At 64.3% G+C, this 26269-nt stretch carries 21 protein-coding genes and 1 riboswitch; of the genes, 3 read left to right on the top strand and 18 right to left on the bottom strand.

All coding sequences use genetic code 11. The features are described 5' to 3' along the window. Nucleotides 1-4: 4 nt before the first annotated feature. Both DJFAAGMI_RS16065 and DJFAAGMI_RS16070 read left to right on the top strand, forming a co-directional pair. The gene (locus DJFAAGMI_RS16065; RefSeq protein WP_211457875.1) at nt 5-1363 is read left to right on the top strand and encodes a M23 family metallopeptidase; all 1359 of its coding nucleotides are present in this window, start codon (nt 5-7) and stop codon (nt 1361-1363) included. 142 nt (nt 1364-1505) lie between these two features. Further along, nucleotides 1506-2645 (top strand): anhydro-N-acetylmuramic acid kinase, encoded by a 1140-nt coding sequence (locus DJFAAGMI_RS16070; protein WP_211457876.1) that lies wholly within the window; start codon nt 1506-1508, stop codon nt 2643-2645. A gap of 28 nt (nt 2646-2673) precedes the next feature. Here DJFAAGMI_RS16070 and DJFAAGMI_RS16075 read toward each other — a convergent pair whose 3' ends face one another. The 11 genes from DJFAAGMI_RS16075 to rplM form a co-directional block, all read right to left on the bottom strand. Further along, on the bottom strand, nt 2674-4026 hold the full coding sequence (locus DJFAAGMI_RS16075; protein ID WP_211457877.1) for an LLM class flavin-dependent oxidoreductase: 1353 nt from the start codon (nt 4024-4026) through the stop codon (nt 2674-2676). Between the two features lie 13 nt (nt 4027-4039). Then, nucleotides 4040-4765 (bottom strand): ABC transporter ATP-binding protein, encoded by a 726-nt coding sequence (locus DJFAAGMI_RS16080; protein ID WP_211457878.1) that lies wholly within the window; start codon nt 4763-4765, stop codon nt 4040-4042. Next, nucleotides 4762-5619: an ABC transporter permease gene (locus DJFAAGMI_RS16085; protein WP_211457879.1), complete on the bottom strand. Its 858-nt coding sequence runs from the start codon at nt 5617-5619 to the stop codon at nt 4762-4764. The genes DJFAAGMI_RS16080 and DJFAAGMI_RS16085 overlap by 4 nt, the downstream gene beginning before the upstream one ends. Nucleotides 5620-5631: 12 nt before the next feature. Beyond that, a complete protein-coding gene (locus DJFAAGMI_RS16090) occupies nt 5632-6615 on the bottom strand; it encodes an ABC transporter substrate-binding protein (RefSeq protein ID WP_349305236.1) in 984 nt (327 codons plus the stop codon). A 421-nt stretch (nt 6616-7036) separates the two neighbouring features. Beyond that, entirely contained in the window at nt 7037-8338 is a 1302-nt protein-coding gene (locus DJFAAGMI_RS16095) for an NCS2 family permease (RefSeq protein ID WP_003058992.1), read from the bottom strand. Nucleotides 8339-8500: 162 nt separating this feature from the next. Next, nucleotides 8501-10927, bottom strand: coding sequence for a xanthine dehydrogenase molybdopterin binding subunit (gene xdhB / locus DJFAAGMI_RS16100; protein ID WP_211457880.1), 2427 nt, complete (start codon nt 10925-10927; stop codon nt 8501-8503). Nucleotide 10928: 1 nt separating this feature from the next. Continuing rightward, the gene (gene xdhA, locus DJFAAGMI_RS16105) at nt 10929-12539 is read right to left on the bottom strand and encodes a xanthine dehydrogenase small subunit (RefSeq protein ID WP_211457881.1); all 1611 of its coding nucleotides are present in this window, start codon (nt 12537-12539) and stop codon (nt 10929-10931) included. Between the two features lie 318 nt (nt 12540-12857). Further along, nucleotides 12858-14288, bottom strand: coding sequence for a multidrug transporter subunit MdtD (gene mdtD, locus DJFAAGMI_RS16110; protein ID WP_407716222.1), 1431 nt, complete (start codon nt 14286-14288; stop codon nt 12858-12860). 101 nt (nt 14289-14389) lie between these two features. Further along, complete coding sequence (erpA, locus tag DJFAAGMI_RS16115) at nt 14390-14755, bottom strand: iron-sulfur cluster insertion protein ErpA (RefSeq protein WP_003059000.1); 366 nt, start codon at nt 14753-14755, stop codon at nt 14390-14392. A 211-nt stretch (nt 14756-14966) separates the two neighbouring features. Next, on the bottom strand, nt 14967-15359 hold the full coding sequence (gene rpsI / locus DJFAAGMI_RS16120) for a 30S ribosomal protein S9 (RefSeq protein ID WP_003059002.1): 393 nt from the start codon (nt 15357-15359) through the stop codon (nt 14967-14969). Nucleotides 15360-15369: 10 nt separating this feature from the next. Further along, nucleotides 15370-15798: a 50S ribosomal protein L13 gene (gene rplM / locus DJFAAGMI_RS16125; protein WP_003059004.1), complete on the bottom strand. Its 429-nt coding sequence runs from the start codon at nt 15796-15798 to the stop codon at nt 15370-15372. A gap of 332 nt (nt 15799-16130) precedes the next feature. Between rplM and DJFAAGMI_RS16130 the strand changes: the two genes are divergently transcribed. Then, the gene (locus DJFAAGMI_RS16130) at nt 16131-16997 is read left to right on the top strand and encodes a 23S rRNA (adenine(2030)-N(6))-methyltransferase RlmJ (RefSeq protein ID WP_211457883.1); all 867 of its coding nucleotides are present in this window, start codon (nt 16131-16133) and stop codon (nt 16995-16997) included. A 55-nt stretch (nt 16998-17052) separates the two neighbouring features. On the opposite strand, the gene DJFAAGMI_RS16135 is transcribed toward DJFAAGMI_RS16130, so the two are convergent. The 7 genes from DJFAAGMI_RS16135 to DJFAAGMI_RS16165 all read right to left on the bottom strand — a co-directional run bounded on the left by DJFAAGMI_RS16135 (nt 17053) and on the right by DJFAAGMI_RS16165 (nt 26218). Next, entirely contained in the window at nt 17053-17730 is a 678-nt protein-coding gene (locus DJFAAGMI_RS16135; protein WP_211457964.1) for a septal ring lytic transglycosylase RlpA family protein, read from the bottom strand. 138 nt (nt 17731-17868) lie between these two features. After that, nucleotides 17869-18696 (bottom strand): methylenetetrahydrofolate reductase [NAD(P)H], encoded by an 828-nt coding sequence (gene metF, locus DJFAAGMI_RS16140; protein WP_003061724.1) that lies wholly within the window; start codon nt 18694-18696, stop codon nt 17869-17871. Between the two features lie 94 nt (nt 18697-18790). Beyond that, nucleotides 18791-19987, bottom strand: coding sequence for a TlyA family RNA methyltransferase (locus DJFAAGMI_RS16145; protein WP_211457884.1), 1197 nt, complete (start codon nt 19985-19987; stop codon nt 18791-18793). A gap of 304 nt (nt 19988-20291) precedes the next feature. Further along, nucleotides 20292-21722, bottom strand: coding sequence for an adenosylhomocysteinase (ahcY, locus tag DJFAAGMI_RS16150; protein ID WP_211457885.1), 1431 nt, complete (start codon nt 21720-21722; stop codon nt 20292-20294). Nucleotides 21723-21797: 75 nt separating this feature from the next. Next, nucleotides 21798-21894, bottom strand: a riboswitch (S-adenosyl-L-homocysteine riboswitch). Nucleotides 21895-21912: 18 nt separating this feature from the next. After that, nucleotides 21913-22620 (bottom strand): response regulator, encoded by a 708-nt coding sequence (locus tag DJFAAGMI_RS16155; RefSeq protein ID WP_211457886.1) that lies wholly within the window; start codon nt 22618-22620, stop codon nt 21913-21915. A gap of 35 nt (nt 22621-22655) precedes the next feature. Then, nucleotides 22656-25349: a sensor histidine kinase gene (locus DJFAAGMI_RS16160; protein WP_211457887.1), complete on the bottom strand. Its 2694-nt coding sequence runs from the start codon at nt 25347-25349 to the stop codon at nt 22656-22658. Nucleotides 25350-25378: 29 nt separating this feature from the next. Next, entirely contained in the window at nt 25379-26218 is an 840-nt protein-coding gene (locus tag DJFAAGMI_RS16165) for a TorF family putative porin (RefSeq protein WP_211457888.1), read from the bottom strand. Nucleotides 26219-26269 lie beyond the last annotated feature (51 nt).

A 26269-nucleotide genomic window follows, 5' to 3' on the forward strand; every position in this document is an offset into this window, starting at 1 on the left:
TTTGATGACTGGCTTGAAAAATGCCGGCGGTGCTCTGCTCGCACGGCTGACATCGGCTCTGCAAAAACACCCCAAGCGCGCCACGGCCGCTCTGGCGACTGTTTTGCTGACCGGTGGCAGCGGTGCCTTTGCAGTGGCCAGCCTGGGGCCCGACCCCGCCGACCTTCCCGTACGCACACTGACCGAACCCGTCACCTCCCTGGCCGCAGGCCAGGATCTGGCCGATCTGACGGATCTGCAGTCCTTCTCCCTCTATCGCTCCGAATACACCCGTGCCAACGACACGACCGAGTCGCTGCTGCAGCGCCTTGGCATTGCCGATCCGCAGGCCGCAGCCTTCATGCGCAGCAACGATGCCGTGCGCCAGAACGTGCTGGGCCGGGCCGGCCGCCTGGTGTCCGCCGAAACCACGCCCGACCAGCAACTGAGCCAGCTGACCGTGCGCTGGGCTCCTGGCGAAGATGGCAGCTTCCAACGCCTGACCGTTGAGCGCGTCGACGGCAAGCTGCAATCCAAGATCGAGACCGGCAAGCTCACGGCCAGCCCCCGTCTGGCCGGTGGCGTGATTCGCTCCTCCTTCTTTGCCGCCACGGATGCCTCCGACATTCCCGACAGCATCTCCATGCAGATGGCCGACATCTTCCAGGGCGAGCTGGACTTCCGCCGCGGCCTGCGCAAGGGCGACCGCTTTGCCGTGGTCTATGAATCGCTGGAAGCCGATGGCGAGCCACTGCGTGCCGGCCGCGTGCTGAGCACCGAGTTCTACAACAATGGCAAGTCGCATCAGGCCATGTGGTTCCAGGAAGCCGGCAAGAAGGGCGCCTACTACACGCTGGACGGCAAGAGCCTGCGCCAGGCCTATCTGAACTATCCCGTGGAGTTCTCGCGCATCAGCAGCGGCTTCTCCATGCGCGTCCACCCCATCCAGAAAACCTGGCGCGCGCATCTGGGCACCGACTTTGCGGCTCCCACCGGCACCAAGGTGCGCACCGTGGGCGACGGCGTCGTGTCCTTTGCCGGCGTGCAGAACGGCTACGGCAATGTGATCTTTGTCGACCACGCCAACCAACACACCACCGTCTACGCCCACCTGAGCCGCATCGACGTCAAGCGCGGTCAACGCGTGGACCAGGGCGACATCATCGGCGCCGTGGGCTCCACGGGCTGGGCCACCGGCCCTCATCTGCACTTCGAGTTCCGCGACAAGGGCGAACAGCGCGATCCGCTGACCATTGCCCAGATCACCGACGCCGCCCAGCCCATCTCCAAGGCCGCCCGCCCGGCCTTCGAGCAGCAGGCCGCGCAGATGCGCATCGAACTCAACGCCGGCACGCAATCGTATGCCGTGGCCAGCGCGCGCTGAGCCAGCGTCGCCACGCACACCAAGGGCTGCAGATTGCAGCCCTTTTTCATTTCCGCATGAAGATCGTTCGCAGCGCCCATCAGACATACACCGAACGCTACAGCTAAGATAGTAAAACCGTAAGCCTACCTTCCGATCTGCCATGCCCAATGCCATTGAACAAGCCGCCCAAAGCCCTCTCTATATCGGCCTGATGTCCGGCACCTCGCTGGATGGCGTCGATGGCGTTCTCGTGGACTTCAGCCGTGGCACCCAGGTGCTGCAACATGCCAGCTGCGGCTTCGACGCGGCATTGCGCGCAGAGCTGCTGGCCCTCAATACTGCCAACGGCCAGGATGAACTGCATCGCGCCGCCCTGGCCGCCAATGCACTGGTGCGCCACTATGCGCAGGTGGTGCAGCAGCTGGTGACCACTGCCGGCGCCCGGGCCGGGCAGATCGCCGCCATAGGCGCCCACGGGCAAACCGTGCGCCACCGCCCCCAGATGTTCGATGGCACGGGCTATACGCTTCAGCTCAACAACCCCGCCCTGCTGGCCGAGCTGACCGGCATCACCGTCGTCGCCGATCTGCGCAGCCGTGATGTGGCGGCCGGCGGTCAGGGTGCGCCACTGGTGCCGGCCTTTCACCAAAGCGTGTTCGGCAAGCCAGGGGAAACAGCCCTGGTGCTCAATATCGGCGGCATTGCCAATCTCAGCGTGCTGGGCGCCGACGGCGAGGTGCTCGGCTTCGATACCGGCACCGGCAACGCGCTGATGGACGGCTGGTGCCTGCGCCATACCGGCAAGAGCTATGACGAGAGCGGCCGGTGGGCTGCCAGCGGCAAGGTCCTGCCCGAGCTGCTGGCCGCCATGCTGGGCGATCCCTATCTGGCCCAGGAGCCGCCCAAGAGCACGGGGCGCGATCTGTTTCACGCCGACTGGCTGGAGCGGCATCTGCAGCAGCATGCGGTGCAGGCCGCCGCGGTCGATGTACAGGCGACCCTGGCAGAATTCACCGCCGCCAGCTGCGCCCATGCCGTCCAGCGTTTCGGCAGGGGCGGCACCGAACTGCTGGTCTGCGGCGGCGGTGCACTGAACACCTATCTGATGCAGCGCCTGGCCGCCTTGCTGCCGGGCGTGAAGGTAGTCTCCACGGCAGAGCGCGGCCTGCCCCCGCTGGAAGTGGAAGCAGCCGCCTTTGCCTGGCTGGCACGCCAGTGCCTGCTGGGCCTGCCCGGCAATCTGGCCAACGTGACGGGCGCGAGAGGCCTGCGCATTCTGGGCGCCATCCACCCCGCTTGACCGTGCGGCCGCCGGCCCGCCTGCAGGTTCAGGCCGCTACTGCGGCATCCGCCTGCAGTCTGTGCTGCACGGCCGGCAGATCGGGCAAGCCGAAATGGCCGCGCAGCGTGCTGCTCTGGTAGTCGCTGCGGAACAGCCCACGCTTGCGCAAAATCGGCACGACCTCGCTGGCAAACAGCTCCAGCTGCTGGGTGATCACCGGTGGCATCACATTGAAACCATCGGCAGCGCCCGTGCGGAACCAGTCTTCGATCGTATCCGCCACCTGCTCGGGCGTGCCGGCAATCGCCAGATGCCCGCGCGCGCCTGCCAGCCGCTTGAGCAGCTGACGCAGCGTGAGCCCGTCGCGCAGCGTGGTCTCCACATAGCCTATGGCGCGGCTCTTGGAAGCCTCCACCAGCGCGGGGTCGGGAAAGTCATCGCGCGTGAGTCGGCGGTCCAGCGGCAGGCTGCTGAAATCATGGCCACCAAAGCGGGCCGACAGACGTCCCAGCCCCACTTCGATGCTGGTCAGGCTGTCGAGCTCCTCCCACACCTGGCGGGCTTCGTACTCCGTGGAGCCGATCGCGGCGCTGATGCCCGGCAGGATCACGATATCCTCGGCCCGGCGCCCCAGCGCCTTCGCCTGTCCCTTGATATCGGCATAAAAGCCTTGCGCCGACTCCTTGCTGCCATGCGCCGTGAATATGGCCTCGGCCCATTGCGCGGCAAAGGCCCGGCCGGTATCGGACTGCCCGGCCTGCACCAGTACCGGACGCCCCTGGGGACTGCCCGGCACATTCAGCGGTCCGCGCGTACGGATATGCGTGCCCGCATAGTTGACGGGGCGCACCTGGCCGATGTCCAGGTACTGACCCGATGCGGCATCGTCCACCACCGCAGCGCCCGGAAAGCTGCGCCACAGCGCATCCACTGCGGCCACGAATTCCTCGGCGATGCGGTAGCGCTCGGCATGCTCGACATTCTGCTGCAGCCCGTAGTTTTCGCCGGCCCGGGGCAGCCAGGAGGTCACGATATTCCAGCCTGCACGGCCCTTGGACAGGTGGTCCAGCGTGGCGAACTGCCGCGCCAGCGTATAGGGCAGGCTGTAGGTGGTGGAAGCCGTTCCGATCAGCCCGATACGCTCGGTATGCTGCGCCAGCGCCGCCAGCAGCAGCAACGGCTCGAGCTGACCCGAAGAGGCCATTTGCCCGCTGTCGGGCCCGACCAGCCCGTCGGCCAGAAACACGGCATCGAACTTGGCGGCCTCGGCAATACGGGCAGCATCCACATACAGTTGCAGATCGGTCAAGGCCTTGGGATTGGCGCCGGGGTGACGCCAGGCACCTTCATGGTGGCCTCGCGTCATCAGAAACAGGTTCAGGTGTAGTTGTCGCGTCATGGCACAGCTTCTTTCAGACAAGTTCGGCTTCCACACCCAGACTGCGCAGCAAGGTCGCGCGCAGCTGCATGAAAGCGGGGTGGTCGGGGCGCCGCGGATGGGCCAGATCCAGCGCATGGTCTTCGGCGATCTTTCCGTCCCTGAGCACCAGAATCCGGTCTGCCAGCAGCAGGGATTCGTCCACATCGTGGGTCACCAGGATCACCGTCGGGCGTACGCGCTCCACCATGCGCCGCAGCAGGCCCTGCATGCGCAGGCGGGTCAGCGCATCGAGGGCCCCGAAAGGCTCGTCGGCCAGCAGCACATGCGGCTCGCGCAGCAAGGAGCGAGCCAGCGCCGCGCGCTGCTTTTGCCCGCCCGACAAGCTGGCGGGCCAGGCCGCAGCCTTGTCTGCCAGCCCCACCTCGCGCAGCAATTGCACCGCGGCAGGCCGGGCAGCCTGCGCGTCCAGACCCAGCGTCAGGTTGTCCAGCACCATCAGCCAGGGCAGCAGGCGCGAGTCCTGGAACAGCACGGACACATTGCCATGTGCAACCGCCATCCCCGAACTCCGAGCCTCGGCATCCAGACCGGCCAATGCGCGCAACAGCGTGGTCTTGCCGGAGCCCGACTCTCCCAGCAGCGCCACGAACTGCCCCGGCGCAATATCAAGCTCGAGATCGTCGAGCACCTGCTTGCCATGAAAGCTGCGGCTGAAGCCATGCAGGTGCACGGCACCTGCCAATGATGGACGGTTCATGATCCCAGCGACCTCCGGTAGGACAGCACATGTGCCTCCAGGCGACGCACCGCGGCGTCGGAGAGCAGACCCAGCAACGCGTAGATCAGAATGCCCACCACGATCACATCGGTCTGCCCCCAGTCGCGCGCACGGTTCATCAAGTAACCGATGCCGGTCTGCGTGTTGATCAGCTCCAGCACCACCAGCGCCGTCCAGCACAGCGAGACCGCCATGCGCAGGCCGACAAAAAAGCCCGGCAAGGCGCCCGGCAGGGCCACCTTGCGAATGAACTCGGCACGCGACAGTCCCAGCGTCTGCGCCAGCTCCACATGACCGATGTCTATGCTGCGCAGCGCTGCATGGGTGTTGATATAGATGGGAATCAGCACGGCGGTGAAGATAAGGAAGACCTTCATCGCCTCGCCTATGCCCAGCCAGATGATGGCGAGAGGAATCAGCGCCAGCGTGGGAACGGCCCGCTTGATCTGCACCAGGCCATCGATCAGGGCCTCGCCGGTGCGGCTCAGTCCGGCGGCCAGCGCCAGCAGCACGCCCACCACAATGCCCAGAAAGAGCCCTGTATAGGCTCGCCCGGCCGAAGCCAGCAGATGCGGCAGCAGGCTTCCATCAAGGGCCATTTCATAGCCTGTGCGCAATGCCTGCGACGGTGCCGTCAGCGTCTCGGGCGAGAGATAGCCCAGCCGCGATGCGGCCTCCCATACCAGCAGCAGCAGGGCCGGCCCGGCCAGCAGCATGCCCGGCGACAGGCGGGCCGGCACCAGTGCCGGGGCTTTGCGGTCTGGCGCGGCAAGCGGCGCTCCGGTCTGAGACTGCCAGCCGGCCACGCGCGCTTCCAGAGGAATCGGAGTCATCAAGGCAGCTCCTCAGCGATTGGCGACGATCACGCCGTCATAGCTCGCCACAAAGGAGTCCCTGGCATCCAGGCGCCGGGGCAGACTGCCGGCGCTGTGCAGTATGTCGATGAGCTTCTGATGATGAGGCTGGGCCTGTGCGGCGGTCTGGAACTCGAGCGGAGCCTGCGCCGCCTGTATGGCCGCAGCGCTCTCGGCATCGAGGCGCTGGAAATTGCGCAGGTAGTGCTGCTCCCATTCCTTGCGATGGGTATTGCTCCAGCGCCCCGCGCGCACGAAGGAGGCCAGGAATTCGCGGATGGCCTCGGCCTTCTGCGGATCGGCCAGCACCTCCGGACGGGCATAGATATAAGAGGTGGAAGGCAGCAGCTGACGCTCCAGGGGATCAGGCACCACACGCGCACCGATCTGCCTGGACAGCCGCGTGACATGCGGCTCGGCAATGGTGGCGACATCCACGGCCCGGGCGCGCAGGGCATCGTTGAGTTCGGCCACGCGCAGATGCACCAGCGTGACATCCTTGAGCGTCAGGCCCGCCCGGTTCAGGGCCTCGATCAGAAAAACCTGGCGACCCGAGCCTTCGACATAGCTCACGCGCTTGCCACGCAGATCGCCCAGGCGCTCCACCCCGGCGCCGGCATGTTGCAGCAAACGATATTCCGCTCTGGCTCGGGTGAAGGTTGCGATGATGGGCAGGTTCACGCCTGCTGCGCGCGCCTGGATGGGAGGCGTGTCTCCCACATAGGCCATGTCCAGCGCTCCGGCGCGGATGGCCTCGAAGATGGCCGGACCGCCGGCAAAATTGGGCAGCTCCAGCTGAAAGCCGGTCTTCTTGCGTTCGCCGCTTGCATCCAGCAGATGGCGAATCAACTCGCTCTGGTCAGCGACGACCAGCCTGGTCTTGGCGTCCACCGCAGCATGCGCAGCACCGCTGATGCCGGCTGCCGCCATTGCCAGCCATGAAGGCCCGGCCAGCAGAAATCGACGCTTGTCCACTTTCTTCTCCCATGTATGCAATGGGGCAGATGCTAGGGAGCCGTCGATCGATTCAAAAATATAGATTTCAAATTTGGAAACAACCAACTCATCCAAGCGCCGCTGCCGGTCCGGCGGACGCACATGGATTTCGCTTTGCTGTCAGGCACTTAAGGCGGCAGACGCCCATCGAGGCCAGGCACACGAACGCACAACAAGCTTTGATTCGGCAATATGCTCATGAAATCAATGTTGTTGAGGCCCGGGGAAATGACTGACCATCCGGGCGTCTGCCCATCAAGGCCCAAGCCATCGGCTGGCCTGACGCGCGCAATGCAAAAAGCAGCCCGACCCACCAGTAGCCGGACTGCTTTTCGCATCTTGGATGTCCTGTCCGGCTGTCTCCTTCGAGCCATGCCGGGTTCGATCAGCGTCTGAAGACTCAGTGGCCGCCGACGTAGATGAACTTGAACAGGAACAGGGCAGCAATCACCCACATGATCCAGTGCACCTCCTTGACCTTGCCCGTGAACAGCTTGAGCACGGCATAGGTGATGAAGCCGAAGGCCAGGCCGTTGGCGATGGAGTAGGTGAAAGGCATCATCAACGCGGTGACGACTGCCGGTATGGCTTCGGTGGTTTCATCCCACTGCACTTCCGTCAGGTCACGCAGCATCAGGCAGGCCACGAACAGCAGCGCAGGTGCGGTGGCATAGCCGGGCACGACACCGGCCAGCGGCGCGATGAACAGACAGGCCAGGAAGAGCATGGCAACCGTGAGAGCCGTCAGGCCCGTACGACCGCCAGCCTGCACACCGGCAGCGCTCTCCACATAGGCGGTGGTGCTGGAAGTACCCAGGATGGAGCCCACGAAAATCGCACCCGAATCGGCCAGCAGCGAGCGGTTGAAACGCCCCATGCGCTCAGGCACCAGCAGGCCGGCGCGGCGCGCCACGCCCATCAGCGTGCCGGTGGCGTCAAACAGCTCCACCAGGAAGAACACCAGCACCACGTTGAGGAAGCCCGTGGTCAGCGCCGTCTTGATGTCGAGCTTCATGAAGGTGGGCTCGATGGAGGGAGGCGCCGAGAAGATGCCGTGGAAGGTGTTGCCGCCGAAGAAGAACGAGGCCACGGTCACGGCCAGAATGCCGATCAGCAAGGCGCCCGGCACCTTGAGACGGTCCAGCACCACGATCAGCAAAAAGCCCAGCAGTGCCATGATGACCTCAGGCTTGTGCAGATCGCCCAGCGTCACATAGGTGTTCTGGTCGGCAGCAACCACACCGGCGGTCTTGAGTGCGATCAGCGCCAGGAACAGTCCCAGCCCGACGGTGATGGACACACGTATGGACTGCGGTATGCCCTTGATGATGAGCTCACGCAGGCCCAGCATCGTACAGATCAGGAACAGACATCCCGAGACGAACACTGCCCCCAGGGCAGCCTCCCATGTATAGCCCATCTTGAGCACCACCACATAGGCGAAATAGGCGTTCAGCCCCATGCCCGGCGCCAGCGCAATCGGGTAGTTGGCATACAGCGCCATGATGGTCGACCCCAGCGCTGCGATCAGGCAGGTGGCGACAAAGACCGAGCCCTTGGGCATGCCCGCATCCCCCAGAATGGAGGGGTTGACGAACATGATGTAGGCCATTGAAAGAAAGGTCGTCAGCCCTGCGACCAGTTCCGTGCGCACATTGGTGTTGTGCTCCCTGAGTTTGAATATCCGCTCTGTCCAGTTCATTGCATAGTCTCCGTGTTGTTTTGCATGCGAGGCGCAACGCGAGGAACGCGCCCGGTCCTGCGCCGCCAAATGGACGGCGCAGCACATGGCCTTGCCCCGCGGCAAACAGCCATGACTCAAATGGCTGCCGCCCCGCAAGGCGACAACACCTGTGAGGAAAAACTAGCCAGTGTGCCCTTGAACGGCTTCCACTGCTCTCAGGATGGCCTCTGACGTGGCCGGTGCCTGCAGAGGCGGATTCGCCCGGTGCTCGCCGGCGGCGGACACCGCATCGCGAATCGCGAAGAACACCGAGAACGGCAGCAGCAGCGGCGGCTCGCCCACGGCCTTGCTGCGGTGGATGGAGTCTTCATAGTTGTCGCCCTCGAACAGGCGCACATTGAAGACCGGCGGGCAGTCATTGGCCGTGGGAATCTTGTAGGTACTGGGCGCATGGGTCGTGAGCTTTCCGGTTTGCGGATGCCAGACCAGCTCCTCGGTGGTCAGCCAGCCCATGCCCTGGATAAAGGCGCCCTCCACCTGGCCCACATCGACGGCCGGGTTCAGCGAGCGGCCCACGTCATGCAGCACATCGGCGCGCAGCAGCTTCCATTCGCCCGTCAAGGTATCGATGACCACTTCGCTGACGGCAGCGCCATAGGCAAAGTAGAAGAAGGGGTGGCCCTTCATGCGCTTGCCGTCCCAGTGCAGCCCGGGCGTCGCATAGAAGCCATCCGACCACAGCTGCACACGCTGCAGATAGGCTGCGCGCACCAACTCGGCAAACGGCACATTCTGGCCGTTGACCTGCACCGCATTGTTGGCAAAACGCACATCCCCGGCGTCGCCGCCATGCAGGCGTGCGGCGCATTCGGCCAGACGCTCGCGCAGCTGGTGTGCGGCATCCTGTGCGGCCTTGCCGTTGAGGTCGGCCCCCGTCGAGGCCGCAGTGGCCGAGGTGTTGGCCACCTTGCTGGTATCGGTGGCCGTCACGCGCACATTCTCGAAGGCCACGCCCAGCTCATGCGCCACCACCTGCGCCACCTTGGTGTTCAGGCCCTGGCCCATTTCGGTACCGCCATGGTTCACGAGAATCGAGCCGTCGGTATAGATATGGACCAGTGCACCGGCCTGGTTGAAGTGGGCCACATTGAAGGAGATGCCGAACTTCAGCGGTGTCAGCGCCAGGCCGCGCTTGAGCACGGCACTGCCGGCGTTGAAGGCATTCACGGCCGCACGGCGCGCACGGTAGTCGCTGGACTCCTCCAGCTCGGCCACCAGCTCGTGAATCACGTTATCGGTCACGACCTGCTCATAGGGCGTGATGTTGCGCTCGCCCTTGCCGTAGAAGTTGACGCGCCGCACATCGAGCGGATCGCGCCCCAGGCTGCGGGCTACCGTATCCAGAATGTTCTCGATGGCAATCGCGCCCTGAGGTCCGCCAAAGCCACGGAAAGCCGTATTGCTCTGGGTGTTGGTCTTGCCCATATAACCATGCATGAGCACATCGGGCAGCCAGTAGGTATTGTCGAAATGGCAAAGCGCTCGCGTCATCACGGGCGCCGACAGATCGGCAGAGTGACCGGAGCGCGAGACCATGGAGATCTCGGCGCCCAGCACGCGGCCTTCATCGTCATAGCCCACTTCGTACTCATACCAGAAGCAGTGACGGCGACCGGTGATCATGAAGTCGTCGTCGCGGTCCAGACGCAGCTTGACCGGCTTTTGCAGCCGGGTCGCCGCCACGGCCGCCACGCAGGCGAACAGCGCCGACTGCGACTCCTTGCCGCCGAAGCCGCCGCCCATGCGCCGGCATTCCACATGCACGCTGTGCGAAGCCACGCCCAGAGCATGCGCCACCAGGTGCTGCATTTCGCTGGGATGCTGGGTGGAGCAGTGAATATGCACGGCTCCGTCTTCCTTGGGCGTGGCGTAGCTGATCTGCCCTTCCAGATAGAACTGCTCCTGCCCGCCCACATCGAAAGAGCCCTTGAGACGGTGCGGCGCGGCATCCATGGCGGCGCGCGCACCGCCTTCGCGCGTGCTGCGCTCCAGGTGCATGGGCGGCATCACGTACTGTCCCAGCTCATGGGCCTGGCGCGGCGTCAGCACGGGCGGCAGCTCGCTAATGGTGGCAGCTGCCTTGGCCAGGGCCGCGGCGCGCCTTGCCGCATCGCGCGAGCGGGCAATCACGGCGAACAGGGGCTGGCCCACGTAGCGGATCTCGCCGTCGCAGAGGATGGGGTCGTCATGAATGATGGAGCCGCAGTCGTTGACGCCGGGAATATCGGCTGCCGTGATCACCTCCACCACTTCGGGCATGGCGCGCACGGCCTCCAGCGCCAGCGCCGTCAGACGGCCGTGGGCCACGGGCGAGAGCCCCAGCGCGCAGTGCAGCGTGCCTTCGAGCTCGGGCAGGTCGTCGATATAGGCGGCCTCGCCGGCCACATGCAGGTGTGCGGACTCGTGCTTGCGGCTGACGCCCACGCGGGCGCCCTGGTCATGGGCCTTGGCCTCGGTCACTTCGTCGATGCGATAGGCCTGGTTCTTGCGGTAGTCGGCAAAGGCTTCTGCCACCAGTTCATTCGTCAGTTCATGGGGGTGGTTCATTTCAGACTCCTTGCTCCACGGTGGCAGGAACAACATGGGGCATCACGCTCCAGACACTGGTCGCCTCGGTACTTTGCGGCTGATCGGCGCGCGTTTCCAGCCACAGACGCTGGATCAGGTTCTGCGCCACCTTGAGGCGGTAATCGGCGCTGGCGCGCATATCGCTCATGGGCTTGAAATCCTGGGCCAGCGCGGCCTGCGCGGCCTTCACGCTCTCCGGGCTCCAGGGCTTGCCGAGCAGGGCCGCTTCGGCCGCCGCCGCTCTTCTGACCGTGGCCGCCATGCCGCCGAATGCCAGTCGGATGGATTGCACGATCTCGCCATCGAGCTCGATGGCAAAGCCGGCGCACAGCGCAGAGATATCGCAATCGAAGCGCTTGCTGATCTTGTAGCCGCGCACCTGGCGCTGCATGGCCGCCAGCGGCACCGCCAGGGCCTGCACGAACTCGCCCGCCTCCAGCTGGTTCTTCATGTAGTCCAGATAGAAATCCGTCAGCGGCATGCGGCGCACGCGCTCGCCCTTGCGCAGCTCGATCTGGGCATCCAGCGCCATCAGCACCGGCGGCGAATCGCCGATCGGCGAGCCGTTGGCCACATTGCCGCCCATGGTCCCCGCATGGCGGATGGGCGTGGAGGCAAAGCGCAGCCAGACATCGGTCAGGCTGGGCCAGCGCTGTACCAGCGCGCTCCAGGCGGACTCCAGCGAAGCCCCGGCGCCGATATACAGCTCGCCGCCTTCAGCATCGGGCCGCACTTCGATGCGCTTCATCTCGGCCACATCGCCAACATAAATCATGTCGCCCAGATCGCGGAACTGCTTGTTGACCCAGAGCCCCACATCGGTGGAGCCAGCCACGATGCGTGCCTTGGGCTTGGCCTCGCACAGGCTGGCCAGCTCTGCCAGCGTGCGCGGAGCGTGGAAGAAGTCGGTGCGCAGGCCCTGGGGGGCCGCATAGTTCAGACCCGCGTCGCCGGCCTCGGCCTGCAGGCCTTGCAGCGCAGCCACCACGGGCGCCGTATCCAGTCGTACCGCAGGCAGGTCGAACATGCGCTGACCGGCATCGAGAATCGGGCGATAGCCCGTGCAGCGGCACAGATTGCCCGAGAGTTCGTCGGCCAGTTGCTGGCGCGTGGGCTCGCTGCCCTGCTGCTGGTGGTGCTCATAGGCCGACCACAGCGTCATCACGATGCCGGGCGTGCAGAAGCCGCATTGCGAACCATGGCACTCCACCATCGCCTGCTGTACCGGATGCAGGCTTTGCGGGCCTGCAGGCTTGCCGGCGCAGGCAGACTTGCCCGCGCACTGGCTCTTGAGGTCTTCCACCGTGAACAAGGCCTTGCCATGCAGGCTGGGTAGAAACTGAATGCAGGCATTGACGGTCTGCAGGCGCAGGCCGTTGACGGCCTCGGTATCGCCGGCTTCGGCCAGCTCGCCGATGACTACCGTGCAGGCACCGCAATCGCCTTCGTTGCAGCCTTCCTTGGTGCCCGTGCAATGGGCATCCTCGCGCAGCCATTGCAGCACGGAGCGTGTGGGGTGCGGGCCTTGCACTTCCACCACCTCGCCACGGTGGAAGAAGCGTATCGGTTGAGAGTTCTGACTGGTGCTCATGATCGTGGGACAGGGTGAGATTGAATGCCTGCATGCAAGATGCATTCCAAACGCAGCATTCGTCAAGATCGAAGGCTACGCCTGCAGGGGCAGCTTCTCATATGGACGCGCTCATAGGGGCTATGTAGTGCGTCATATATCCATGACCAAAATCAAGGGTGAACCCGTACAAAACCCGGTTTCCTACGGGTAAGTCCCAGGAAGCGGGAGCCAAGTCACGCTCCCTTATCAATAGCTAATAGCGCTTTTCAATAAAAGATTTCACATTAAAAACAATCTGAAATCGTTTACTGACCAGCGCTAGAAGCTATCAAATTTTCAGGCATCGCCGCCATCAGGCGCGGGGCGCACGGGCTCGTCGGCATCGAGCTGGCTGAACACCAGCGTGGCCGCCAGCGTCATCAAGGCCACCGTCACAAAGGTGGCGCGAATGGCCTGCATGCGCTCGTCGCTGTGCGCCGGCCACATATCGCTGAAGCCCGTCAGCAAGGCTCCGGCCAGGGCCACACCCATGCTCATGGCCAGCATCTGCACCATGGACAGCAGGCTGTTGCCGCTGCTGGCCGACTCGCCCTCCATATCCTTGAGCGTGACCGAATTCATGGCCGAGAACTGCATGGAGTTGAAGCCGCCGAAGATGAACAGCTGTACCAGCAGCAGCCAGACCGGCGTGCCCGGCACCACCAGCCCGAACGAGGCCAGCATGAGGGCCAGCATCACCGAGTTGACCTGCAGCACGCGCTTGTAGCCATAGCGCTGCACCGTGCGCACCGCGATGCGCTTGACCAGCATGCTGCCGGTGACCGTGGCCAGCATCATCAGACCCGCGTTCATGGGCGACATCTTGAGGCCGACCTGCAGCATCAGCGGGATCAGGAACGGCGCAGCGCCGCTGCCGAAACGGGTGAACAGATTGCCCAGCAGGCCCACGCGCAGCGAGCGCACCTTGAACAGGCCCGGCGCAAACAGCGGCTCATCCACGCGCAGCGCATGCATCCAGTAGCTGGCCAGGCTGGCCAGACCGAACACCATGAGCACCACCACCAGCGCCATGCCCAGCCCCATGCCGGACAGGCCGTCCAGCGCGATGGAAATCGCCACCATGCCAAAGGCCAGCATGGCGTAGCCCGTACCGTCAAAGCGGTGCACGGCAACGGGCGCGCTGCGCGGGAACCAGCGCCAGGTGGCCCACAGTCCGATAAGGCCCACCGGCACATTGATCCAGAAGATCCAGTGCCAGCTGGCGTACTCCACCATCCAGCCGCCCAGGGTCGGCCCCAGCAACGGCCCGACCTGGCCGGGAATGGCGATGAAGCTCATGGCGCGAATGAACTCGCCACGCGGATAGGTGCGCAGCACGGCCAGCCGCCCCACGGGCAGCATCATGGCGCCACCCACGCCCTGCACCACGCGTGCCGCGATCAGAAACGGCAGGCTGGGCGAGAGCGCGCACAGCACCGAACCCAGCACAAACAGGCCTATCGCCCAGCCATAGACGCGCCGCGTGCCAAAGCGGTCGGCCACCCAGCCCGTGGCCGGAATCAGCATGGCCGTGGTCAGCGCATAGGCCACGATGACGGACTGCATCTTCATCGGGCTCTCGCCCAGCTCGGTCGCCATGGCCGGCAACGCCGTGTTGAGAATGGTCGCGTCCAGCGACTGCATGAAAAAGCCTATGGCCACCAGCCACAGCAGTCTTTCTTTGTGGGGGGCACTATGGTGCGTGACGGGCATCTCACCCATGGGCAGCTCCGGAACAAGGCGGCAATAAAAAAGCCGCTGACTCGCAGCGGCTTAAGCAATATGCGAACGCCAGACCAGAGCGGCCGGCGCGCAGACAATCATTCGACTCAGACCGAGAAGCTGGAGCCGCAACCGCAGGTGGTCGAGGCGTTGGGGTTCTTGATCACGAACTGGGCACCCTGCAGATCTTCCTTGTAGTCGATCTCGGCGCCCACCAGATACTGATAGCTCATGGAGTCGATCAGCAGCGAGACACCGTTCTTGGTCATGGTGGTGTCGTCGTCGTTGGTGATCTCGTCGAAGGTGAAACCGTACTGGAAACCGGAGCAGCCACCACCTTGCACAAAAACGCGCAGCTTCAGATCGGGATTGCCTTCTTCGGCAATCAGATCGGCCACCTTGGCAGCAGCGCTGTCGGTGAAGACGATGGGGGAAGGCATTTCGGTGGTCGTGGTTTCAGCAACGGCGCTCATGGCATTACTCCGTAGTTTCTTGATTGCCTGAAATGGTACAGCAAGGGGCTCGGGAATACCGGCCGTATCTCTTTGTCGCCAGTGCAAGTGGGGGCTTTGCGCAAGCGCTGGACAAGGCTGCGGCCGCCCATGAAAAAACCGCCAGGAATTTGCATTCGAGGCGGCTTTTCTTGAAAAGACTCCGAAGAGTCTTTCCTGCAGGGGAAACGGATTAACGCTTCGAGAACTGCTTGGCGCGGCGTGCGGAGTGCAGACCGACCTTCTTACGTTCGACTTCACGAGCGTCGCGAGTCACGAAGCCGGCTTGGCTCAGTGCAGGCTTCAGAGCTGCGTCATAGTCGATCAGGGCACGAGTGATGCCGTGACGGGTTGCACCGGCTTGACCGGATTCGCCGCCGCCATGGACGTTCACTTGAATGTCGAAAGTCTCCAGGTTCTCAGTCAGAACCAGGGGTTGCTTTGCGATCATGATGGAGGTTTCGCGACCGAAGTACTGCTGAATGTCCTTGCCATTCACAGTAATCTTGCCGGAGCCCTTCTTCAGAAACACGCGAGCGACGCTGGACTTGCGACGGCCTGTGCCATTGTTCCAATCACCAATCATCTAGGTCTCCTTAGATTTCCAGAGCCTTAGGCTGCTGTGCGGTATGGGGGTGCTCAGCACCGCCGTAAACCTTCAGCTTCTTGATCATGGCGTAGCCCAGAGGACCCTTGGGCAGCATGCCCTTGACGGCCTTCTCGAGAGCACGGCCAGGGAACTTGGCTTGCAGGTCGCGGAAGTTGGTAGCAGTGATGCCACCGGGGAAACCGGAGTGACGGTAGTACACCTTGTCCAGGTTCTTGGTACCAGTGACCTTGAGCTTGGAGGCGTTGATGATGACGATGTAGTCACCGGTGTCAACGTGAGGTGTGTAAATGGCCTTGTGCTTGCCGCGCAGACGGAGTGCCACTTCGCTGGCGACACGTCCGAGCACCTTATCGGTGGCGTCAATCACAAACCACTCGTGTTGCACCTCAGCGGGCTTTGCGCTGAATGTAGACATGAGTTTTCTCTTTCAAGAGGGTTTGGCGGTCCCTTTTCCGCGGTCGGTGCTTCTTCTTGAAAAAGACAGGTCTTTTAAAGGAAGCCTCTTAGGCGGGGTTACTCGGACCAATTTAAACTTGGCCCAAGCCTTCGCCGCGGGAACCATAAAATCGCTGCGAAGCCCGCCATTATACAAAAACGCCAGAATCTGCGTGTTTTCGTGCAGCAGCCTGTTGTGAAACAGCCCCTAGCGCCTGTTTCTCCCTCTGCACCCAGGCGCCGACAGCCTTTAAAGACCACAGGGTAAAAAGTGCTGTTCCCCTCTTGCCCTGCTGGTTACCATCCATCTCTATGTTCAGTTACCGCCACGCCTTTCATGCAGGCAATCACGCTGATGTGCTCAAGCACACCGTTCTGATTGCCACCGTGCAATACCTCACGCAAAAAGAGGCTGCGCTGACGGTGCTCGACACCCACGGCGGAGCCGGCCTGTACCGCCTGGACGGCGACTACGCCAGCAAGAGTGGCGAGGCCGAAGAAGGCGTGCTGCGCCTGGCTGCCGCCAAGGAGGCCGAGCTGGCTCCGGTGCTGCAGGACTATCTGCAGATGGTGCGCCGCTTCAACCAGGGCAATGCCATCCGCAACTACCCCGGCTCGCCCTTCATCTCCCAGGCGCTGCTGCGCGGCCATGACCGCCTCAAGGCCTTCGAGCTGCACCCCACGGACATGCGCTCGCTGACCGGCAACATGGCCCAGCTGGAAGTCCGGCGCCAGGTCGCCATCCTGCACGAGGATGGCTTCGAAGGCGTGAAGAAATTCCTGCCTCCGCCCTCGCGCCGCGCATTGCTGCTCTGCGATCCGAGCTACGAATTGAAGACCGACTACGGCCGCGTGCTGGATATGGTGGCGGACGGCCTCAAGCGCTTTTCCACCGGCACTTACGCCGTCTGGTACCCCATCATCCCGCGCCCCGAGGCCCATGATCTGCCCAAGCGCCTCAAGACCATGGCCACCAAGGCGGGCAAGAGCTGGCTGCATGCCACGCTCACGGTCAAGAGCAACAAGACCTCCGAGCGCGGCGGCCTGCCCGCCAGCGGCATGTTCCTGATCAACCCGCCCTTCAATCTCAAGGAGCAGCTCAAGCCCGCCATGCCGCAGCTGGTCAAGCTGCTGGGCCAGGACAGCAATGCAGGATTCACGCTGGAGTCGGGCGGCTGATTGCGGCCGCAAAGGCCGTGAATGCAGCCCTATCCCAAGGGCACGTTTCCGGAAATCAGCGCTTGCGCTTGGCGGTCTGTGACACCTTGCGCGTGGGCTGCTTAGCGGACGCCGCACGCGTCTTGGCGGCGGCAGCACCCTGCGCCACGCTAGGGTGACGCTTTCGGCTCGACGCATTGAGCGTGGCCGGGCACTCGTCTTCGTCGGCCTCCAGCTGCCACAGCTCCACAGGCTTGATGCCCAGGCCCAGCATGCCCAGCTCCTGGGCTGCGGCCTTGCTCAGGTCGATGACGCGGCCGGGCGCGAAGGGGCCGCGGTCATTGATACGCACCACCACGCTCTTGCCGGTCACGGAGCTGCGCACGCAGACACGCGTTCCGAAAGGCAGGGTCTTGTGCGCTGCCGTCATGTCCATGCTGTCAAAGCGCTCGCCGCTGGCCGTCTTGCGGCCATGGAACTGCTCGCCATACCAGGAGGCCAGGCCCGCCTGGTCGCTTTCGCGAGGAGGGCTCAACTCATACTTGTTGCTGTCTTCGGGCAGGTCTGCCTTGTCGGCATCCGCAGGCTTGTTGGCCTTGACGCCCAGGCCTTTGTCGCGATAGTTGCTGCGCGCATAGGCGTCGGGAAGCAGAGGGGCGGAGACCGTGGGCTGCGCGCCCTTTTTTCGGGGTTGGCTCTGAGCGACGGGGGCCTGTTCCTCGGGCTTTTCCGGCAGTGGAGCGCAACCGGCCATGGTCGCGGTAACGACGGCAAGACCTATCCACTGACAACAACGCAAGCGCCAAAATTTCGGTTGCACGGGCGCAATCTCCTTGAAAGCTCAAGTGAGAGCCGCCCAAGACCGGCCGCCTGCGGCCGGCAAGCTTTTGGCTTACAGACCCAGACGGTCGCAGATCTCCAGAGTGGCGACGCTCTGGTTCATCGTATAGAAGTGCAACCCGGGAGCACCCTGGCTGCGCAACTGCTCGCATAGATGAGTCACGACATCCAGACCGAACGCACGAATGGAAGCGGTGTCATCTCCGAACGCCTGCAGACGCAGACGAATCCAGCGCGGAATCTCGGCACCACATGCATCCGAGAAGCGCATCAGCTGTGTAGAGCTGGTAATCGGCATGATTCCTGGCACGACCGGCACGTCGAGCCCCAGAGCCCTCACCTCATCGACAAAGCGCATGTATGCGTCGGCATTGTAGAAGTATTGCGTGATGGCGGAATCTGCACCAGCGCGCACTTTAGCAACAAATGCGTCCAGATCGCTGCGAGGGGACTTTGCTTGAGGGTGAGTTTCGGGATAGGCGGCAACTTCGATGTGAAACCAGTCGCCGAACTCCTGGCGCACGAAAGCCACCAGATCGCTGGCGTACTGGAACTCGCCGCCCAGGCCGTAGCCGCTGGGCAGGTCACCGCGCAAGGCGACGATGCGCTTGACGCCCATGGCCTTGAGTTCGTTCAGCTCGGCGCGCACTTTTTCATGCGTGGCGCCGATGCAGGAGAAGTGCGAGGCCGCGCCCACACCCTCGTTCTGGATGTCGCGCACCATGGTGAAGGTGCCGGCCTGGGTGGAGCCGCCCGCGCCATAGGTCACGGAGCAGAACTCGGGCTTGCGCGCATACAGGGCCTGGCGCACGCCCACATGCTTGGCAGCGCCTTCGGGCGTCTTGGTAGGGAAAAACTCGAAGCTGACGGGAAAGCTCATGGCGGTCTATGTCTCTGAATCCTGGGTCATGGGCGGGCTCCGAAGGCTCGGCACCCGCCACGCTCTTGTGCTCAGCGCGGCTTGCGCTTTCTACTCAACGCTCGTTTCGCTTTTTCTGCTTGCTGCGTGCCGGGCCTGGCTGGCCGAAGCTGGCCACCTCGGGGTCTTCATACAGCTCCTGCTTGGCGCGCTGGGCCTTGATGTCGGCACGCGAAGGGCGCTTGGCGGCCGCCTTGACGGCCGGCCTGGCCGCAGCCGCTTCGTCGGCAACGACGGGGGCCGGAGCCTTGACTTCAGCGCCCTGCTGGGCCCAGACGAAGAATTCGTGATTGCCGTCGCCGCCCTCAATGGGCGAGTCCAGCCACTGCTTGACGCTCAGCCCCAGATCGCCGAGGCAGTCGCGAATGCGCTTTTCGACCTCGGCGTACAAGGCCGTGTCGCGCACGATGCCGCCCTTGCCGATCTGGCCGGGCTGCAGCTCGAACTGCGGCTTGACCAGCATCAGCAACTGGCCATGGGGCTTGAGCAGCTGCACCACGGCAGGCAGCACCAGGGTCAGCGAGATGAAGGACAGATCGCCGGTCACAAAATCAAATGCCGGGGTGATGTCGATATTCTCGGTACCTGGCTTGCGGCGCAGTTCCACCGGAGCCAGACCTTCGGCCCGGGCCTTGGCCTTGGCGGCGCGCTCGGCCTTGAAGCTCTCGACATCCTGCTCCTTGGCATCGTCGCTGTCGTCATAGTCCTCATCGACCTGACCGCCGTTGCGCATCCAGGCATAGGGAGCGACGGGCTGGGTGTCGTTGTCCTCTTCTTCCTCGATGACTTCGCACAGCGCCTCGTCGCAGGCCTTCTCCAGCAGCTCGGGCGTCAGCGCGCGGGCATTGAAGCCCTCGACGCAGACCACGCGCTCGTCATTCTTCAGGCGCTCGTGCAGCTGGCCGTGGCCCACGTCGAGGCCGATGACCTGGGCAGCACCGGCCTGCAGCAGGCAATCGGTGAAGCCGCCCGTGCTCTGGCCCACGTCCAGACAGCGCAAGCCCTTGACGCTCAGGCCGGTCGCGGCCAGCGCGCCCTCGAGCTTGAGCCCGCCGCGCGAGATGTATTTGGCCTCGGCGGCGTCCAGCAGCTGCAGCTCGGCACCGGCAGGAATGTCATCGCCGTTCTTGGCCACTTTCTTCCAGGGCGCCAGAGGCGTCAGCCGCCACTCCACACCCGAGGCGATCAGGCGCTGGGCCTGGGAACGGGTGGCAGCATGACCTGCTTCAACCAAAAAAACATCTGCGCGCATAGCGTCGCTTCCTTTGAAATAAACCGGTGCCAAGCGCTGCACAAAGGTGCAGCGGGCAAAGAAATCTTTTTAGATAGCTGCTTTCGCTTGATACAGCTTGATTTCAGATAAATATCCATCTGAAATCAATACATAACGTGCGCAAGCAGCTATCAAATAAAACCACGACGACCTCGATGCTGGCGCTATCCACACCAGTAACAGCGAGCAAGCGCCGCCGCGCAGCAAGGGCTGCCCCAGCGAGGCTGTCGTCCCCCTCCGGCGAAGCCAGAGAGGGGGAAGGCGCAAAGCGCCTCAGGGGGAGTTAATAGCGATACGTTTCAGGCTTGTAAGGGCCTTCCTTCTTCACGCCGATATAGGCGGCTTGCGCTTCGGTCAGCTCGGTCAGCTGTGCGCCCACCTTCTTCAGGTGCAGGCGAGCCACCTTTTCGTCCAGCACCTTGGGCAGCACATAGACCTTGCCCACCTCGTAGGCGTCGGGGCGGGTGAACAGCTCGATCTGCGCCAGGGTCTGGTTGGCGAAGGAGTTGGACATCACAAAGCTGGGGTGACCGGTGGCGCAACCCAGATTCACCAGACGGCCCTTGGCCAGCAGAATGATCTTCTTGCCATCGGGGAAGGTGATGTGGTCAACCTGGGGCTTGATCTCTTCCCACTCGTACTTCTCGATCGATGCGACATCGATTTCGTTGTCGAAGTGACCGATGTTGCAGACGATGGCCTCATCCTTCATCGCGACCATGTGCTCGTGGCGGATGATGTCCTTGTTGCCGGTGGTGGTCACGAAAATGTCGCACTTGTCGGCGGCATATTCCATGGTCACGACCTTGTAGCCTTCCATGGCGGCCTGCAGGGCGTTGATGGGGTCGATCTCGGTCACCCACACTTGCGCACGCAGAGCGGACAGCGCCTGGGCGCAGCCCTTGCCCACGTCGCCGTAACCGGCGACCACGGCAACCTTGCCGGCGATCATCACGTCGGTGGCGCGCTTGATGCCGTCCACCAGAGATTCGCGGCAACCATACAGGTTGTCGAACTTGGACTTGGTCACCGAGTCGTTGACGTTGATGGCGCGGAACAGCAGGCTGCCGTTGGCGGACATTTCGTTCAGACGGTGCACGCCGGTGGTGGTCTCTTCGGTCACACCCAGAATCTGGGCCGACTTGCGGCTGTACCAGGTGGAGTCCACGGCCAGCTTGGCCTTGATGGCGGCGAAGACGATACGCTCTTCTTCCGAACCGGGGTTGGCCAGCACGGACAGATCCTGCTCGGCGCGCTTGCCCAGGTGCATGAGCATGGTGGCGTCGCCGCCGTCATCCAGGATCATGTTGGGGCCTTCGCCTTCGGTGCCCTTGGCGCCGAATTCAAAGATGTTGTGCGTGTAGTTCCAGTAGTCTTCCAGCGACTCGCCCTTGATGGCGTAGACAGGCACGCCGGTTTCGGCGATGGCGGCAGCAGCGTGGTCCTGGGTCGAGAAGATGTTGCACGAGGCCCAGCGCACTTGCGCGCCCAGAGCCGTCAGCGTCTCGATCAGCACGGCAGTCTGGATGGTCATGTGCAGCGAGCCGGTGATGCGCGCGCCCTTCAGGGGCTGGGCAGCGGCGAACTCCTCGCGCACGGCCATCAGACCGGGCATTTCGGTTTCGGCGATCCTGATTTCCTTGCGGCCCCAGGCAGCCAGGGAAATATCGGTAATGGCCGAATCAGCGGGGTTGAAGCGCACGGCAGCGTTCATGGTTTTCTCCAAATCTTGAATGAAAAACCACGTTCTGCAGCAGAGGGGGAATAAACCGGCTCACCGCACAGAAAGCGTGGGCGAGCGTCGTTGCGGGATGAAATCCGAGCCTCACGCCCCGCGCAGACCAGCTCATGGCTGGCTGGGGAACGCTGCAACGCTCCTCGGATGGACGGCGATTATAAAGGAATCAGCCTTCCAGTCCCACCAAGCGATAACCCACTTGCAACTCGGTTACCAGATGCCGGGGCTGGGCCGGATCGTTCTCTATCTTCTGGCGCAGATTGGCCATGTGCACGCGCAGATAGTGAGGGCGGTCCAGATACTCCGCCCCCCAGACCTGCAGCAGCAGCTGGCGGTGCGTCAGCACCTTTCCATGGCCGGCAATCAGGGTCGCCAGCAGACGGAACTCTATGGGCGTCAGGTGCACGGCCACTCCGTCGCGCTTGACATCGTGCGCCGCCAGATCCACCACCACCGTGCCGAAACGCGCACAGCTGCCGGGCTTGTCTGCCGCTGACGCCTGCTGGCGGCGGCGCAGCATCACGCGCAACCGGGCCAGCAGCTCGGGCACGCCAAAGGGTTTGGTCAGATAGTCATCGGCACCAGCGTCCAGCGCCGCCACCTTCTCTTCTTCCCGCTCGCGCGCGGACAGGACCAGAATCGGCAGCTGGCTCCAGCTGCGCAGCTCGGCAATCACGCTCTTGCCATCGGCATCGGGCAGGCCCAGATCCAGCACCACGGCATCGGGCTGGCGGCTGGCGGCCTCGATCAGGCCGCGCCTGGCAGTTTCGGACTCGAACACCTGCCAGCCTTCGTCCTCCAGTGCCAGGCGCACAAAGCGGCGGATGCTGGCGTCGTCTTCAATCAGCAAGATGCGGGGTGCGGCGCTTGTCATGTTCGGATTTGCATGTGATGCACGGGATTGTCGGCTCATTCGTCCATGGCCGGCTGCTCGGGCACTGGCAGCGAGATGCTGAAGACGGTGCCCGGCCCCGGCTCAGCCTGTGCCACCTGCAAGCGGCCGCCATGGGCCTGCACGATGCGCTGCGCCAGTGCCAGGCCGAGCCCCATGCCGAACACGGCGCTCTCCGCCTGCCCGCGGGTAAAGGGTTCGAACAGCTGCTCGGGCGACAGATGCACTGGCAGGCCCGGCCCGGCATCCTGCACGCTCAGCACGCAGTCGCTGCCCAGCACGCGCGCGGCCACGGTGATGGTCGTGCCCTCGGGCGTGTATTTGATGGCGTTGTCCAGCAGATTGACCAGCACCCGCTCCATGAGCACGGCATCGAGCTGCAGCAAGGGCAGCCCGGCCGGCATCGAGGTCTGCAGCACATGAGCTGCCAGTCGCTCGCGCATCTGCGCCAGCGCACTGCCGACCAGCTCGTCCACCGGCAGCCATTCCCGCTTGAGCTGCACGCCGCCCTGCTGCAGCCGCGCCATGGCCAGCAGGTTGTCCACCAGCTGCTGCAGCGCCTGAGCCTGATTGCGGATCTGCAGCAGCATGTGATGCGCCGGCCCCTGGGGCGCATGCGGCAAGGCCGCCTGGGCGGCTCCCAGAATGCCCGTCAGCGGCGTGCGCAGATCGTGCGAGACGGCCGAGAGCAAGGTGTTGCGCATGCGCTCGCCCTCCATGGCGATCTGGGTCTGCTGCGCCACTTCCACAAAATGCACGCGCTCCAGCGCCAGCGCGATCTGGCTGGCACAGGCATCGAGCAGACGGCGCTCCTCCGGCACCCGCAGTTTCTGCGGCGCGCGCAGCTGCAGCACCAGCACGCCGCGCGAGCGCACGGGCGCCATCAGCGGCACATACAGCGCCGGCGCAGCGGCCAGGGTATCGGTGCCGTAGCCGGCCATCTGGCCATGCTCCATACTCCAGCGGCCCACGCTGGTGTCGATCGTGCCCTCGCTGCCCTGCGCCAGCTGCAGCTGCTCGTCGGCATCGGGCACCAGCAGCCCGGTCTGGGCGTCGAAGACGCCTGACATGGTGGTCAGCGCAATGCGCGTGACCTGCTCCTGCGTCAGCGCACCCGACAGGTCGCGCGCCAGCCTGGCCAGCGCGCCGGCCCGCCTCTCGCGCTCTGCGGCCACGCGCGCCTCATGGCGCAGCCGCGCCGTGAGCTGGCCGCAGACCAGGGCCACGCCCAGCATCAGGCTGAAGGTAAACAGATACTGGGTATCGTTGACGCTGAAGGAGTTGCGCGGCGGCACAAAGTAGAAGTCGAACAGCAGCACCGACAGCAGGGCCGCCCATGCGCCGGGACCCCGCCCCCAGCGCACGGCGGACAGCACCACCACCAGCAGGAACAGCATGACCACATTGGCCGGATCGAACACCTGCAGCAGCAGTTCCGCCACGGCCGTGGCCGCCAGACAGGCCAGCGTCACGCCCGCATAGCCCTTCCAGGGGACGGACTGCTCGCGCTCTGGCGGCAAGCGGATGCGGCCCTCGTGCTTGCTTTGCTTGACGGACAGCAGCAGCACGTCAAGCCCGGGATCGAGTGCGGCAATCTGCTCGGACAGGCTGGGGGACCGCCAGCGCAGCCAGCGGCCCAGAGCCTGTTGCGCGCGCGCCAGCACCAGATGGCTGGCATTGCGCTCACGCGCAAAGTCCACCAGGGCCTGGGCCACATGGGCGCCGGGAATGGTGGCCGTTTCCGCACCCAGGCGTGCGGCCAGCGCCAAGGTCTTGAGCACGGCCTCCTGGGCCGCACGGGGCCGATGCTGGCGTTCGGGCGCGTCCACATAGACCACCACCCAGTCGGCCTCCAGCCTTCTCGCCAGGCGTGCCACCTGGCGCACCAGGGCATCGTCGCCGGCGCGCCCGCCCACGCCCACCAGCAGGCGCTCGCGCGTCGGCCAGACATCGCCGATGGCACGCTCGCGGCGATAGTCGCGCATGTCCTCATCGACCCGGTCTGCCGTACGGCGCAAGGCCAGCTCGCGCAGCGCCAGCAAATTGCCCTGGCGAAAGAAATTGCGCGAGGCCCGCTCGGCCTGCTCCAGCGGATAGACCTTGCCTGCCTTGAGGCGCTTGAGCAGCTCCTCGGGCGGAATGTCGACCACGATGACCTCGTCGGCATCGTCAAACAGATGGTCGGGCACGGTCTCGTGGACCTGTATGCCCACGATGCCGCCCACCACATCGTTAAGGCTTTCCAGATGCTGAACATTGAGCGTGGTCCACACCTCAATCCCCGCTTCCAGCAGCTCCTGCACATCCTGCCAGCGCTTGGGATGGCGTGAGCCGCTCACATTGCTGTGCGCCAGCTCGTCGAGCAGCAGCACTTCCGGGCGGCGCGCCAGTGCGGCATCCAGATCGAACTCGTCCAGTTGCCGGCCCTGGTAGACCAGCTGACGCCGCGGCAGCAGCTCCAGGTCATGCAGCTGCTGCTCGGTCTCGGCACGGCCGTGAGTTTCCACCAACCCGACCAGCACGCTGCGCCCAGCCTGGCGCTCGCGCTGCGCGGCCGCCAGCATGGCATAAGTCTTGCCCACCCCGGCGTTGGAGCCGAAGTAGATGCGCAGCTTGCCACGATGGGCGCGCTGGCTGTCGGCCTGCAACTGGGCGAGCAGCGCGTCGGGATCGGGGCGCGACGCAGTGGAGGAGGTGGTGGATGAAGGCATCGGACGATCAGCGTATCACTCAAGCCCGCTCAGAACCCGGCGCTCAGTCCGAGCAACCAGCCACTGCGGCCCAGATCCCGCCACTGGCCCAGGCCGTTGGCTGCACTGTAGAAGCGTGCATCGGCCGAAGTGCCGACATAGGCCAGCGAGGCCGTCCACGCGCCCCAGCTCCTGGACAGCGAGAGCCGCCAGTCGGCATAGGAAACATCGCCGTAATTGCGCACCCAGGTATAGCCGCCATGCAGCCCCAGGGTGGCGATATCGGCCAGCGGATGCTGATAGTTCAGATCCAGATACTGGCTGCCTCGGCTGCTGCCCGAGGGGCGCAGCGCCGACGCGAAGGCTGAAGCCGCCGTGCTCTCTCCCAGGCCGAAATAAGGCGTCAGCGCCACAGACCACTTGGCGCTGAAGCCACCATGCGCTGCGCCCAGGTAGAGCTCGGTGGTGTCAAAGCGCCTGGCAGTGCCGTCATCGGCCATCAGCCTCGCGCCGGGGTATCGGTAGTGCAGCAGCCCGGCATCGAGCTGCCAGCCGGGCGCCACATCGCCGCGCCAGCCGCCGTAGATATCGTGCTCCAGCCCCTGGCCCCGGCCGTAACTGTGGGTAGAGACATTGGACAGCGAAGTGCCCAGATACCAGCCACGCGGCAGGGCCAGCTCCACACCGCCCTGCACGGCCGCCCCCTGCCAGGTTTGCGAAATGCCGCGAAAGCGATAGTCGCTGAGCAGGCCGAGCGAACCGGTGACGGGCGGCTTTTCTGCAGCCTCGTCGGCAGGAGTCTGGGCCCGGGCGGGGTTGGCGCCGAAAGCAGCCATCAGCAGCAAGGCGCTTGCCACGGCCAGAAATTTCTTCACGGAAGATTGAGACATAGGAAATGCGAAAGAGACAGGGCGGCCCTGGCTGCACGCTTCTCGGCAGCC

The sequence above is a fragment of the Comamonas brasiliensis genome (genome assembly GCF_018292285.1).
GTDB classification, from domain to species: Bacteria; Pseudomonadota; Gammaproteobacteria; order Burkholderiales; family Burkholderiaceae_C; genus Comamonas; species Comamonas brasiliensis.

Bases quoted from the DNA above. Each gene is read 5' to 3' on its own strand.
- DJFAAGMI_RS16065 (WP_211457875.1), top strand. From the start codon at position 5: ATGACTGGCTTGAAAAATGCCGGCGGTGCTCTGCTCGCACGGCTGACA.
- DJFAAGMI_RS16080 (WP_211457878.1), bottom strand. From the start codon at position 4,765: ATGAACCGTCCATCATTGGCAGGTGCCGTGCACCTGCATGGCTTCAGC.
- DJFAAGMI_RS16075 (WP_211457877.1), bottom strand. From the start codon at position 4,026: ATGACGCGACAACTACACCTGAACCTGTTTCTGATGACGCGAGGCCAC.
- DJFAAGMI_RS16155 (WP_211457886.1), bottom strand. From the start codon at position 22,620: ATGACAAGCGCCGCACCCCGCATCTTGCTGATTGAAGACGACGCCAGC.
- metF (WP_003061724.1), bottom strand. From the start codon at position 18,696: ATGAGCTTTCCCGTCAGCTTCGAGTTTTTCCCTACCAAGACGCCCGAA.
- rpsI (WP_003059002.1), bottom strand. From the start codon at position 15,359: ATGATTGGTGATTGGAACAATGGCACAGGCCGTCGCAAGTCCAGCGTC.
- xdhA (WP_211457881.1), bottom strand. From the start codon at position 12,539: ATGAGCACCAGTCAGAACTCTCAACCGATACGCTTCTTCCACCGTGGC.
- DJFAAGMI_RS16070 (WP_211457876.1), top strand. From the start codon at position 1,506: ATGCCCAATGCCATTGAACAAGCCGCCCAAAGCCCTCTCTATATCGGC.
- DJFAAGMI_RS16160 (WP_211457887.1), bottom strand. From the start codon at position 25,349: ATGCCTTCATCCACCACCTCCTCCACTGCGTCGCGCCCCGATCCCGAC.
- rplM (WP_003059004.1), bottom strand. From the start codon at position 15,798: ATGTCTACATTCAGCGCAAAGCCCGCTGAGGTGCAACACGAGTGGTTT.
- DJFAAGMI_RS16165 (WP_211457888.1), bottom strand. From the start codon at position 26,218: ATGTCTCAATCTTCCGTGAAGAAATTTCTGGCCGTGGCAAGCGCCTTG.
- erpA (WP_003059000.1), bottom strand. From the start codon at position 14,755: ATGAGCGCCGTTGCTGAAACCACGACCACCGAAATGCCTTCCCCCATC.
- DJFAAGMI_RS16135 (WP_211457964.1), bottom strand. From the start codon at position 17,730: ATGGCCGGTTGCGCTCCACTGCCGGAAAAGCCCGAGGAACAGGCCCCC.
- ahcY (WP_211457885.1), bottom strand. From the start codon at position 21,722: ATGAACGCTGCCGTGCGCTTCAACCCCGCTGATTCGGCCATTACCGAT.
- DJFAAGMI_RS16095 (WP_003058992.1), bottom strand. From the start codon at position 8,338: ATGAACTGGACAGAGCGGATATTCAAACTCAGGGAGCACAACACCAAT.
- DJFAAGMI_RS16085 (WP_211457879.1), bottom strand. From the start codon at position 5,619: ATGACTCCGATTCCTCTGGAAGCGCGCGTGGCCGGCTGGCAGTCTCAG.
- xdhB (WP_211457880.1), bottom strand. From the start codon at position 10,927: ATGAACCACCCCCATGAACTGACGAATGAACTGGTGGCAGAAGCCTTT.
- DJFAAGMI_RS16130 (WP_211457883.1), top strand. From the start codon at position 16,131: ATGTTCAGTTACCGCCACGCCTTTCATGCAGGCAATCACGCTGATGTG.
- DJFAAGMI_RS16145 (WP_211457884.1), bottom strand. From the start codon at position 19,987: ATGCGCGCAGATGTTTTTTTGGTTGAAGCAGGTCATGCTGCCACCCGT.